The organism is Ornithinimicrobium carbonis, from assembly GCF_977012275.1.
Genome location: NZ_OZ348993.1, coordinates 1,377,997 through 1,391,084, shown reverse-complemented (window position 1 = coordinate 1,391,084; position 13,088 = coordinate 1,377,997). Strand labels below are relative to the sequence as shown.

Here is a 13,088-nt window from a genome sequence, read left to right as displayed (position 1 = left end):
ACTGCGCCCGGTGCGCGCATAGTCTGCCTCCACCCTCCCGGAAGGCCTGCGCCCATGCTCGACACCGTCATCGCCAGGGTCAACGAGCTCCTCTGGAGCACCCCGATGGTCGTCCTGGTCCTCGCGGCCGGGGTCTGGTTCACCGTCAGGATGGTCGTGCCGCAGGTGCGGCGGCTGCCCGACATGGTCCGCTACCTCGTCGGCGGCGACGACTCCACGCAGGGCCTGTCGTCCTTCCAGTCGTTCGCGATGGCGCTCGGCGGGCGCGTCGGTGTCGGCAACATCGCCGGCGTCGCGACCGCGATCCACTTCGGCGGCCCTGGGGCGCTCTTCTGGATGTGGGTCACCGCGTTCGTCGGCGCGGCCGTCGCCATCGCGGAGAGCTCGCTGGCGCAGGTCTACAAGGAGGAGGTCGGCGGGGAGTACCGCGGCGGGCCGGCCTTCTACATCGAGAAGGGTCTGGGGTGGAAGTGGCTGGCGGTGCTGTATGCCGCGGCCGCGGTCTTCGCGCTGACGATCACCGGGCCCTCGATCCAGTCCTACAACATCGCGGTGTCGGCCGAGTCGGCCTTCTCGGTCCCGCCGTGGATCACCGGGGTCGTGGTCACCGCGCTCTTCTGCCTCGTCGTCTTCGGCGGCATGCACCGGATCGGGCGGGTCGTCGGGCTCGTGGTGCCGATCATGGCGGCGGCCTACATCCTCCTCGGGATCGTCCTGCTGGTGATCAACGCCGACGCCGTCCCAGAGATGTTCGGGTTGATCTTCAGCAGCGCGTTCGGGACGGACGCGGCCTTCGGCGGCATCGTCGGCGCGGCGATCATGTGGGGCGTCAAGCGGGCGATCTACTCCTCTGAGGTCGGCACCGGCTCGGGCGCGCAGGCCGCGGCCGCCGCCGAGGTGTCGCACCCGGTCAAGCAGGGGCTGGCCCAGGGGTTCTCGGCGTACGTGGATACCCTGCTCATCTGCACCGTCACCGGTCTGATGATCCTGGTCACCGGGTCCTACAACGTCGAGGGACCGGACGGGGAGATGGTCACCGAGAACGTTCCCGGGCTCGTCCAGGGGCCGGAGTACACCCAGGCCGCCATCGACGCCTCCTTCCCGGGCCTGGGATCGGCGTTCATCGCGGTGGCGATGTTCTTCTTCGCCTTCACCACCCTGCTGTCGTTCGCCTTCTACGCCGACACCAACATCGCCTACCTGCTGCGCAACAGCCGCCGGGAGCGGCTCGTCGTCAACATCGCGTGGGTGGTCCTGGCGGGGTCGATCTTCCTCGGTTCGCTGCGCTCCGCGACCTTCGCCTGGAACCTCGCCGACGTGGGCCTGGGGATCTACACGTGGATCAACCTGGTCGCGCTCGTGCTGCTGAGCAAGCAGGCCACCGCGGTGGTGCGGGACTACGACCGGCAGCGCTCCGCCGGCCTCGACCCGGTCTTCGACCCCGAGGACATCGGGATCACCAACGCGCCGGTGTGGAAGGAGATTGCCGCACGCAAGCTCGCCCGGGACCGCGAGGTCACTCGACGAGACGGATGAGCCCCCGCTCGACTATTCGCAGAACGCGAGTCACTCGACGAGACGGATGAGCCCGCGCTCGACCTCTCGCAGACCGCGAGTCACTCGACGAGACGGATGAGCCCGCGCTCGACCTCGTCGGAGACCGCGCCTCTCCCGCCGGCCAGGACGATCCTGGTGGGTGCGAGTCCGCGCACGCCGGCCGCCGTCGCGGAGGGTATGCGGTCACCCGGCACGAGCAGGACGGCACCCCCGGCGGCGGCGGCCGCGGGCGCGGCCGTGAGCGCGTCGGCGTAGGACGTGCCCGAGGCCACGTGCAGGAGCCGCTCCCCCGTCGCCTGCCCGAACGCTCCCTGCGCGAGCGCGACGGCCGTCTCGTACCGGTTGGCGCCCGCCTGCCGGACGACCTCACCGGGCACCAGCTCCGCCAGCCGGTCGACGACGTCCTGCGAGACCGAGACGGTGCCGCCGGCCACCACCACGCGGCGGGGGGCCAGCTCGCGGAGCACGGACTCGGTGACCTGGGGCACCGAGTCCTGCTTGACGAGCAGGACCGGGGCGTCCCGCTGCCCGGCCTGGGCCGCCGCGGCGAGCGCGTCCGGGAAGTCGGTCCCGGTCGCCACGTAGACCGTCCCGCCCGAGGACGGCCCGTCCAACCGGGCCAGCGCGGCCGCGGTCTCGTAGCGGTCCGTCCCGGCGACCCGGCGCACCACCGGGCTGTAGTTCCGCAGCGCGAGAAGCACCTCGTCGTGGATCCGAAGATCGCCGCCGACGAGCACGATCTCCCGAGGACGGAGCCTGGTCAGGGCCGCCCGGGTGGCCGAGGGGAGGTCGATGTCCTTGGCAAGGAGCACGGCGCCACCGTCCTGACCCGCCTGGGCCGCGGCGGTGAGCGCGTCGGCGTACTCCTGGCCGCTGGCGACGAAGACCCGGGCACCCGGCTCGACGTCGCCGGCCATCAGCGCCCCGGTCTCGTACCGGTTGGCGCCCCCGACCCGGTCGACGCTGGGTCGGTAGCGGGCGACCCCGAGCTCGTGGAGCCGCTCGTGGATCGGGTCGGTGAGGCTCGCGCCGTAGGCCGGGGCCATGTGCGAGCCTTCCGCGTACACCTGGGCGCTACCGACCACCGCCGGACACCGAGGGCTCAACCAGGTGGAAGGGCAGACCCAGTCACGCAGGTCGACGAAATCAGCGCCCTCGACCTGGGCGGCCGCGGTCCGCATCGACGGGTTCCCGCTGACGCTGTCCGGGAGCAGTGTGGCGCACGCCGTGAGATCGGTCCCGCCCGAGAGAGCGGCCGCGACGCATTCGGCCGGTTGCACATCCGGGACAGGGGTGTCCCAGAACGACACGATGCGCTCGACACCGAGCTCGCGCAGCCACGTCCACGTCTGGACGTAGCCGTCGGTCACGCTGCGACGCATGCCACCGGTCAGGACGAGATCAGGGGGGTCGGCCGCCAGGTGAGCGCGCAGCGCCTCGTTGTAGACGTTGCACTCGGCGTAGGACGAGTGCGGGGTGTGCACGAACGCGCAGGCGCTCTTGGTGTACGCCCGCAACCGCCAGCCCTCCCGCCGGGCGATCTCGTCGAGGGCCCCGAAGAGCTGTCCCACCTTGGAGCTTCCCACCATGGCGACCTCGACCGTGCCGGCAGGATCGCCATAGGTGCAGCCGGGAAGAACCTTCGTGCCGCTGGCGTCCACGTGACAGCCGTCGTCGTAGTAGCTCGGGTTCTCGTTGTAGAGCGTCTCCAGCGGCGGTGTCATGGGGACGACGGGCCCGCTGCGGGTGATGTCGTCCGGCTCGGCCACGGGGGTGCTCCAGGTCGCACCCCTCAGGGCCCTGGCTCCCAGGTCGTCCGCGTCGTCGGTGAGCGCCTGGGCCGGCAGCCCGATCCCTGCGACCACGAGGAGCAACGACACCATCGTCGCGAGGACCGACCTGCTCACGACCGACCCGCCCAGGACCGACCTGCTCACGACCGTCCCGCTCACGACCGACCCGCCCACGCCTGCACCGCCCACGTCCGCACTTCCCCTCCGTCGCTCGATCTGGCGCGACAGCCCCGACGTCACGCCACCTCCCCGAGCGTGCTCAGTGTAGAGGCGGGCACCGACACGGCATACTCCCCGCATGCGCCCCCGCAACCAGGTCGTCCAGGACGCCTTTCGCGTCGCCGGCGTCGAGGCCGAGATCCGCCTTCTCGACGAGCACGCCCGCACGGCCCCGCTCGCGGCCGAGCAGCTCGGCTGCCCGGTCGGTGCGATCGCCAACAGCCTGGTGTTCATGGCCGACGACGCACCCCTCCTCGTCATGGCCAGCGGTGCCGCCCGCGTCGACACCCAGGTCATCGCCGCGGCCGTCGGCGCCGGGGCGGTGACCAAGGCCTCCGCGGACCAGGTGCGCGCGGCCACCGGTCAGGTCATCGGCGGCGTCGCACCGGCCGGCCACCCCACCCCGCTGCGGACGCTGGTCGACGAGGACCTGCGCGCCTACGGGACCGTGTGGGCCGCCGGCGGGACACCCGACTCGATCGTGCCGCTGACGTTCGAGGAGCTCGTCCGGGTGACGGGTGGCGAGGTCGTCCGCGTGCGCTGAGGCCCGGCCCGGGTCTGTCGGGGCCGGTGGGTAGGGTCACCGCGTGACGTTGATCGTGCACCGGGCGGCCGGGACGGGGGTGCTGGCCGACGGTCTGGCCGAGCTCCTGGGGAGTCCGCTCGAGGACCCGTTCGCCGAGGAGGTCGTCGCCGTGCCCGCCCGCGGGGTGGAGCGGTGGCTGGCCCAGCGCCTGTCCCACCGGCTCGGGGCCGGCCCGTCGGGGCACGACGGGGTGTGCGCGGGGGTGCGCTTCCTCAGCCCGCACTCGCTCGTGACGATGGTCCTCGGCGTCGAGCGCGACGACCCCTGGCGGCCCGGGCAGCTCGCGTGGGCCGTGCTGCGGGCGGTCGACGAGAGCCTGGGTGAGCCGTGGGCGACGACGCTCGCCGACCACCTCGGGTATGCCGAGACCGGCACCGAGCGCGAGCTGAGGCAGGGCCGCCGGTATGCCGTCGCCCGCCGACTGGCGGGTCTGTTCGCCGACTACGCCGCCCAGCGGCCCGCGGTGCTGACCGACTGGCGGGCCGGCGGCGACGGCGACGGGCTCGGCGGGCGGGTGGCCGACGACCTGGCCTGGCAGCCCCCGCTGTGGCGCAGGGTGCTCGAGGTGGTGGGTTCGGAGGCGCCCGACGAGCGGCACGCCCGGGCGGTGGAGGCGCTGCGCGCCGGACGCCTGACCGGGCTGGAGCTGCCCGGGCGGTTGTCGCTGTTCGGGCACACCCGCATCTCCCGCAGCGAGGTCGAGGTGCTCGGCGCGCTCGCCGAGCACCGGGACGTCCACCTGTGGCTGCCGCAGGCCTCGCCGGCGGCGTGGGAGGAGCTCGCGCCCACCGTCGCGGTCGGACCGGTGCCCCGGGATGAGGACCGGTCCGGCGAGCTCGTGCAGCACCCGCTCCTGGCCAGCCTGGGCCGCGACGCCCGCGAGCTGCAGCGCACCCTGGCCCTCACGGGCGGGCGCGAGGAGCTGGTGGGTCCGCCTCCTCCCGGCGGTGCGACGGGCGCGTCGGGCGCGTCGGGCCTGGCTGCGTCGGCAGGCGGCGCGGGGGCCGGCGCGGAGGGCGGCACGGGGGGCGACGGCACAGAGGCCGGGTCTGACGACGAGGTCAGCCTGCTCGCGATGCTCCAGCACGACGTCCGGGCCGACAGGGCGCCGGACCGGGCGACCCGGGCGGGGCGACAGGTGCCGGCGGACGACCGGAGCGTGCAGGTCCACGCCTGCCACGGGCAGTCGCGCCAGGTCGAGGTGCTGCGCGACGTGCTCGCCGACCTGCTGGAGCGCGACCCCACGCTCGAGCCCCGGGACATCCTCGTGATGTGCCCCGACATCGACGCCTACGCCCCGCTCGTCCACGCGGGTTTCGGTCTGGGGGAGGTCGTGCGGGACGGCGCGACCCGCACGCACCCGGCCCACGGCCTGCGGGTCCGGCTCGCGGACCGGGCCCCGGTGCACCTCAACCCCCTCCTGCGGCTGGCGCTGCACCTCACCGAGCTCGCCGGAGGACGGGTGACCGCCGGGGAGGTGCTCGACCTGGCCCGCAGCGCGCCGGTGCGGCACCGGTTCGGGTTCGACGACGACGCGCTGGAACGCATCGGCGACTGGGTCGGGGCCACGACCGTGCGGTGGGGCCTGGACGGGGAGCACCGCGCCGACTACCAGCTGAGGAACGTCGTCCAGAACACCTGGCGGGCCGGGCTGGACCGCATCCTCGTCGGCGCCTCGGTCGACGGGCAGGACGTCGACCACGTCGGTCGCACCCTGGGGCTGGACGACCTCGACAGCGGCGACCTCGACCTGGCCGGCCGTCTCGCCGAGCTGGTCGAGCGGCTGGGTCGCACGCTGCGCGGCCTGCGCACCGCCGACACCGCCGGCCAGTGGCTGCGGGTCGTCGAGGAAGGGGTGCTCGACCTGGCCGACGTGCCGTTCAAGGACGCCTGGCAGGTCGCCCAGCTGGAGCGCGAGCTGCGGCGCACCGCCGAGGCGGCCGGGCGGGTCGCCGGCGGGGGCGGGGTCTCGCTGTCGCTGGCCGACGTGCACGCACTCCTGACGGAGCAGACGGCCGGGCGGGCCACCCGCTCCAACTTCCGGACCGGCACGCTCACCGTCTGCACGATGGTGCCGATGCGCTCGGTGCCGCACCGGGTGGTCGCCCTCGTGGGCATGGACGACGGGGACTTCCCCCGGTCGACCACCCCCGACGGCGACGACGTCCTGGCGCGGCGCCCGGTCACGGGCGAACGGGACCCCCGCAGCGAGGACCGCCAGCTGCTGCTCGACGCACTGATGTCCGCGGGCGAGACGTTCGTCGTGACCTACACCGGCTTCGACGAGCACACCGGGCAGACGCGCCCGCCGGCCGTCCCCCTGGGCGAGCTGGTCGACGCCCTGCGCGTCACGGCGACCGGGGAGGGGGTCGAGCGGGTCCTGACCGAGCACCCGCTGCAGCCCTACGACCTGCGAAACCTGGGCCGCACCCCGGACGGCACCGTCCCGCTGCTGCCCGACGACGCACCGTTCAGCTACGACCCGTCCGCGCTGGCCGGCGCCCGGGCCCTGCGGGAGCGGCCCACCGAACCGGTCCCGCTGGCCCGGCGCACCTTCGCGCCCTGGCCCCGCGAGGACGTGCTCCTGGACGACCTCGTCCGCTTCTTCGACAACCCGGCCAAGGCCTTCCTCCGCTCCCGGATCGGTCTCTACGTGCCCGAGGTCCCCGAGCTCCGGGGCGAGGGCATCCCCGTGGAGCTCGACGGCCTGCAGCGGTGGGTCATCGGCGAGCGGATGCTCACCGCCGTCCTGGCAGGGCGGGACGCCTCCGCGACCTGCGAGGCCGAGCTCTGGCGCGGCGAGCTCCCGCCGGACGCCCTGGGCCACCGCACCATGGAGCAGCTCACCGGCCAGGTGCAGGAGCTGTGCCAGGCCACCTGGCGGGCCGTCGGTCAGGGCGGCTGGGGGCAGGCGCTGGACCGCGAGAGCCTCGACGTCGACATCGCCCTCCCGCTGCCCGACCACCGCCGTCTCGTCGGGACGCTGGCCGGGCTCGTCGGGGAGTCGGCCCTGACGGTCAGCTTCTCCTCCGTCAAGGCCAAGCACCGGCTGCACTCCTGGATCTACGCCCTCGTCCTGGCCGCGGCCGGGCAGGAGCACGCCCGCAGCCACCACCTTGGCCGCTACAGCTTCGGCAGGGTCAAGGGTGTCGGGCACGTCAGCCACGGACCGCTGCCGCAGGAGCTGGCCCTGCAGACCCTGGGACAGCTCGTCGACCTGCGCGACCGCGGTCTGGACGCGGTGCTGCCGCTGCCGGTGGAGACCAGCCGTGCCTGGGCGGAGCAGTACCTGAAGAACCGCAGCGTCCGGGCGGCCGACGAACGGGCCGCTCAACGGGGCTGGCAGACCCAGCAGGGCGGGTGGGGCATCCGTCAGGAGCAGCACGACACCTCCTGGCAGCACGTCCTCGGCGACGTCCTGCCGCTCCAGGACGTCGTCGGGACCCCGCTGGACGACGAACGGTGGGTCCCCGACGTGCCGCACCGCCTGGGCCAGCTGTCGCTGCGGCTGTGGGAACCCCTCCTGACCGGTCACGAGACGCTGGAGAGGGGCTGAGGACCGTGGACCACTTCGACATCACCGACCCGCTGCCGAGCGGCACCGTCCTGCTCGAGGCGAGCGCCGGCACGGGCAAGACGTGGACGATCGCGGCCCTGGTGGCCCGGTTCGTCGCCGAGGGCGAGGCCGACCTGCGCGACATGCTCGTCGTCACCTTCAGCCGCGCGGCGAGCCAGGAGCTGCGTGCCCGGGTGCGCGAGCAGCTCGTGCTCGTCGAGCGCTGCCTGCGCGAGCGGACCTGCCCCGCGGGCGACGCCCTCGTGGCGCACCTGCTCGCGGCCGACGAGGGGCGGCTCACCCAGATGCACCGACGGGTCCGCGCCGCCCTGACCGACTTCGACGCCGCCACCATCGCCACCGTCCACCAGTTCTGCCACGAGGTGCTGCGCAGCCTGGGCGTGGCCGGCACGACCGACGCCTCGGCCACCCTCGCGGAGGACCTCGACGACCTGCTCGTCGAGGTGGTCGACGACATCTACCTGCGCGGGTTCCGCAACGACCGGCAGGCGGTCTTCACGCGTGCCGAGGCGCTGGACATCGCCCGGACGGCCGTCGACGACATCCACGCCGACCTGCGACCCCAGGCCGCCGAGCCGGGCACCGTGCCGGCCCGGCGCGTACGCTTCGCCAGAGCGGTCCGGACGGAGTTCGACCTGCGCAAGCGCCGGCTCCAGGTGATGCACTACAACGACCTGCTCACCCAGCTCGCCGACGCCCTGGAGGATCCGGACTCCCTGGCCCGGGACCGCATGCGGCAGCGCTGGCAGGTCGTCCTCGTCGACGAGTTCCAGGACACCGACCCGGTCCAGTGGCAGGTCCTCGACCGGGCCTTCACCGGCCACTGCCGGGCGATGGTCCTCATCGGCGACCCCAAGCAGGCGATCTACGGCTTCCGCGGCGGGGACATCGCCACCTACCTCACCGCCGCCGAGGCGGCGGGCGTGCGCAGGACCCTGCCGCGCAACTACCGCTCCGACCCCGGCGTGGTCCGCGCCCTGGACACGCTGCTGCAGGGCGCCCAGCTGGGCGACCCGCAGATCGTGGTCCGGCCCGTCGAGGCGGCCAGGGACGACCGGCGGCTGAAGGGGGCCCCCAGCGACGCTCCCGTCCGGTTGCGGCAGGTCCTCCTCGAGGAACACCTGCGGGGCAGCGACCGGATCGGGGCCACCCGCGAGCACATCTACCCCGACCTCGCCCGCGACGTGGCCGGTCTGCTCGGGTCCGACGCCACCTTCGACGGCCGCCCCCTGCAGGCCAGCGACGTGGCGGTGCTCGCGCACAAGGGCAGCGACCTGGTCCGGGCCCAGGAGGCGCTGCGCGACCTGGGCGTCCACGCCGTCAGCGCCGGCGGCATGTCGGTGCTGCAGACCCGCGCGGCCCACGAGTGGCTCACCCTGCTGGAGGCGATGGTCGCCCCGCACCGCTCGGTGCTCACCCGCGCCGCCGCGCTCACCGACCTGCTCGGGCACGACCCGGTCGCCGTCGACGAGGGGGGCGAGGACCTCGACGACGTCCTGGCGCAGACCGTCCGGGACCTCGCCGCCGTCTACGCCCGTCAGGGCATGGCCGCGGTCCTGGAGCGGCTCGTCGCCGAGGGGCTGACCGCGCGGGTGCTCGGCCAGGTGGGCGGCGAGCGCACCCTCACCGACGTCGAGCACGTGGCCGAGCTGCTCCACGAGACCGGGCGCGAGGGGCAGCTCGGACTGGTCGCGCTGCTGGAGTGGCTGCGCGCCCAGATGGCCGAGGACGCCCCGCCCTCCACGAACGCCCGCACCCGCCGGCTCGACAGCGACGCCGCCGCGGTCCAGCTGCTCACCGTGCACGGGAGCAAGGGGCTGCAGTTCCCCGTCGTCTACCTGCCCGCCCTCACCGACCGCAACGTGCCCGACGTGCCGGACATCCCCCTGTGCCACGACGACCCCCCGGAGCGGACGCGCTCGATCGACGTCGGGGGCAGCACCGGCCCGCAGTGGAAGGACTCGGTCGCCCGGCACAAGGCCGAGGAGGCCGGCGAGTCGCTGCGCCTGCTCTACGTCGCGCTCACCCGGGCCCAGTCACAGGTTGTCACCTGGTGGTCGCCCACCGGCCGCAACACCTCGCCCTCGCCGCTGCACCGGATCCTCTTCGGCCGCGGTCCCGGCGACGGACCCGTGCCCGACACCACCCCGGTGCCCGCCGAGGACTTCGCCACGACCCGCCTGCAGGAGTGGGCCGCCCGTGGTGCGCTCGCGCTGGAACGGGCGGACCATGCCGAGCACGTGCCTCCGATGACGACCGAGGTGCCCCCACCGCCCCGCCCGGCGACCTGGTCCCGGCGGATCGACACCGACTGGCGGCGCACGTCATACACCGCCCTGTCCACGCCGCGCGACGCCCAGGGGCACGAGCTGACCGGTGGCGTCGGCAGCGAGCCCGAGCTCTCCCCGCGCGAGGACGAGCCCGACACGGTCGACCCCGTGGTGGAGCAGACCCCGTCCCTGCCGGGCCTGGAGGTCGTGCTGCCGGGGCAGGACGTCGCCTCGCCCATGGCCGACCTGCCCGTCGGCGCGACCTTCGGCTCCCTGGTCCACGGGGTGCTCGAGCACGCCGACCCGCAGGCGGCCGACCTGCGGGCCGAGCTGCTCGAGCACGTCCGGGAGCAGCTGGTGCAGTGGCCGGTCGAGCTGGACCCGGAAGCGCTGGCCGACGCGCTCGTGGACGTCTGCGACTCTCCCCTCGGCCCGCTCGCCCAGGGCTTGACCCTGCGGCAGATCGGCCGGGCCGACCGGCTGTGCGAGCTGGACTTTGAGCTGCCGCTCGGCGGGGGCGACCTGCGGCGCGACGCGGTCGTGGGTGCCGGCGGCGGGACCACGTACGGTGCCCGGCTCGGCGACCTCGTCCCCCTCCTGCGCGGTCACCTGCCGGCCGGCGATCCCGTCCGCGCCTGGGCCGACGTGCTGGACACATCCCCCGAGCTGGCCGAGCAGGCCCTGCGCGGCTACCTCACCGGGTCGGTCGACGTCGTCCTGCGCACCGGCGGCCGCTACCTGGTCGTCGACTACAAGACGAACTGGCTGGGCCGGCCCGAGGAGCCGCTGACCGCGGCCGACTACCGGCCGGAGAAGCTCGCCGAGGCGATGGGGCACTCCTCCTACCCCCTGCAGGCCCTGCTCTACGCCGTCGTGGCGCACCGCTTCCTGCGCTGGCGGCTGCCGGGGTACCGGCCCGACCGTCACCTGGGCGGGGTCCTCTACCTCTACGTCCGGGGCATGTGCGGACCCGGCACCCCGGTGGTCGACGGCCACCCCTGCGGCGTGTTCTCGTGGCGACCACCGGTGGCCCTGGTCACCGCGGTGTCGGACCTGCTGGACGGACGCACCACGGAGGGGGCGGCATGACGATCCTCGAGCTGTTCGAGCCGGTCGAGCACGACCGCCGGCTGGCCGTCGACACCCCCGGCACCCTCGGCGAGCTCAACCGTGCGGGCGTCCTCACCGCCGCCGACGTCCACGTCGCCCGCACCCTCGCCCGCGTCTGCGGCGAGCAGGACGAGACGGCCGTGCTCGCCGCGGCCGTGGCGACCCGGGCCGTCCGGTCCGGGTCCGTCGCCGTCGACCTCGCCGACCTGGCCACGACGGGTGCCGACACCCTGCCCGACCTGCCCTGGCCGCCGCCCGGGGGGTGGACCGACGCCGTGTCCGCCAGCGCGCTGGTCCGATCCGGGGCGCTGGTGGTCGACCAGGGGCTGGTCTACCTGCAGCGCTACCACCACCAGGAGGTCCAGGTCGTCGACGACCTGCGGGCCCGGGCGGCGCTCCCGGCCCCCGCGGTCGACGAACAGGTGCTGACCGAGGGGCTCGCCCGGATCTTCCCCGGGGAGGGGTATGCCGAGCAGCGCGCCGCCGCGAAGGTCGTCGCCCGTTCCCGGACGAGCGTGATCACCGGAGGTCCGGGCACCGGCAAGACCACGACCGTCGCGGGGGTCCTGGCGCTGCTGGCCGAGCAGGCCGCCGCGGCCGGCGAGCGCCCGCTGCGGATCGGGCTGGCCGCCCCCACCGGCAAGGCCGCCGCCCGGGTGCGGGTCGCGGTGAACGGGGCGCTGGAGGAGATCCTGGAACGGACCCCCGACCCCGCCACCCGGACGGTCGTCGAGCCGCTCCGCCACGTGGAGCCGAGCACGCTGCACCGCCTGCTCGGCTGGCGGCCGGACAGCCGCTCCCGCTTCCGCCACCACCGCGGCAACCGGCTCCCCCACGACGTGGTCCTCGTCGACGAGGCCTCGATGGTCTCGCTGACCCACATGGCCCGGCTGCTCGAGGCGCTGCGGCCGCAGGCGCGGCTCATCCTCGTCGGGGACGCCGACCAGCTGGTCTCCGTCGACGCGGGCGCCGTCCTGGCCGACCTGGTCGCCGGTGCCGAGGCTGCCGCCGACCCGCCGGTCGCCCTCGCCCGGCTGCGCACGGTGCACCGTTTCGGGGAGACGATCGGCGCGCTGGCCGAGGCCCTGCGGGTGGGGGACGCCGACGCCGTCGTCGCGGCCCTCTCGGCGGGCAGCGAGGAGGTTCGGTGGGTCACCGACGAGGACCCGGTGCCGGCCCTGCGGCAGATGCTCACCGCCCAGGCCTACCGCGTGCTCACCGCCGCCCGCGACGGGAACGCCGAGGGCGCTCTCACCGCCCTGGGCAGCCACAGGCTGCTGTGCGCGCACCGCACCGGCCCCCGGGGCGTGCGCACCTGGAACCAGCTCACCGAGACCTGGCTGGGCGAGGAGACCGGCCTGACGTTCTACGACCAGATGTACGTCGGCCGCCCCCTCCTCGTCACCGCCAACGACTACGCCAACGGGGTGCTCAACGGCGACACCGGGGTCGTCGTCGCCTCGCGCACGCCCGACGGGACGCCCGTGCGGATGGCCGTCGTCGAGGGAGCCACGGGGTCGCACCGGTTCGCTCCGAGCCGCCTGGGCGAGGTGGACACGATGCACGCGATGACGATCCACAAGGCCCAGGGCAGCCAGGCCAGGGAGATCACCGTCCTGCTGCCCCAGGCCGACTCGCCGCTGCTGACCCGGGAGCTCTTCTACACGGCGGTGACCCGGGCGGAGAAGACCGTCCGGGTCGTCGCTCCCGAGGAGGTCGTCCGGGCGGCGGTGGAGCGCCGGGTCGTCCGGGCCAGCGGCCTGCGTCAGCGGCTGGCGGCGTCGACGACCTGATGCATCGCACACCCCCGGCCTGAGCCCCCCGCAGCACCTGACCGCCCGGCCACCTCGACGAGGTGACCGGGCGGCGGGGCGTTCCCGCGTGTCCCGCGCGGGTCGCCGGGCCGGCGGGGTGTCCCCTCCCCGCCACGCCCCGACCGGGACCGGCCGCATCCCTGAGGGTCGCGACCGGGCCGG

The 13,088-nt window shown here is 74.5% G+C and carries 6 protein-coding genes; 5 read left to right on the top strand and 1 reads right to left on the bottom strand.

Annotated features, from left to right (window positions below; translation table 11 throughout):
• Positions 1 to 54: 54 nt before the first annotated feature.
• Positions 55 to 1,536: an alanine/glycine:cation symporter family protein gene (locus ACWHYA_RS06190; RefSeq protein WP_425942265.1), complete on the top strand. Its 1,482-nt coding sequence runs from the start codon at positions 55 to 57 to the stop codon at positions 1,534 to 1,536.
• A gap of 80 nt (positions 1,537 to 1,616) precedes the next feature.
• On the opposite strand, the gene ACWHYA_RS06185 is transcribed toward ACWHYA_RS06190, so the two are convergent.
• The gene (locus tag ACWHYA_RS06185) at positions 1,617 to 3,590 is read right to left on the bottom strand and encodes a cell wall-binding repeat-containing protein (protein WP_448095572.1); all 1,974 of its coding nucleotides are present in this window, start codon (positions 3,588 to 3,590) and stop codon (positions 1,617 to 1,619) included.
• Positions 3,591 to 3,648: 58 nt separating this feature from the next.
• On the opposite strand from ACWHYA_RS06185, the gene ACWHYA_RS06180 reads away from it, so the two are divergent.
• From ACWHYA_RS06180 to recD, 4 genes are read left to right on the top strand one after another with little or no spacing between them, the layout of a single operon-like run.
• Positions 3,649 to 4,113 carry a YbaK/EbsC family protein gene (locus tag ACWHYA_RS06180; RefSeq protein ID WP_425942269.1) on the top strand — a complete coding sequence of 155 codons (465 nt, stop codon included), beginning with the start codon at positions 3,649 to 3,651 and terminating at the stop codon, positions 4,111 to 4,113.
• Positions 4,114 to 4,156: 43 nt separating this feature from the next.
• Positions 4,157 to 7,711 (top strand): exodeoxyribonuclease V subunit gamma, encoded by a 3,555-nt coding sequence (gene recC, locus ACWHYA_RS06175; RefSeq protein ID WP_425942271.1) that lies wholly within the window; start codon positions 4,157 to 4,159, stop codon positions 7,709 to 7,711.
• Positions 7,712 to 7,716: 5 nt separating this feature from the next.
• Complete coding sequence (locus ACWHYA_RS06170; protein ID WP_425942273.1) at positions 7,717 to 11,091, top strand: UvrD-helicase domain-containing protein; 3,375 nt, start codon at positions 7,717 to 7,719, stop codon at positions 11,089 to 11,091.
• Complete coding sequence (gene recD / locus ACWHYA_RS06165) at positions 11,088 to 12,905, top strand: exodeoxyribonuclease V subunit alpha (RefSeq protein ID WP_425942275.1); 1,818 nt, start codon at positions 11,088 to 11,090, stop codon at positions 12,903 to 12,905. The genes ACWHYA_RS06170 and recD overlap by 4 nt, the downstream gene beginning before the upstream one ends.
• The last annotated feature ends 183 nt before the right edge of the window (positions 12,906 to 13,088 follow it).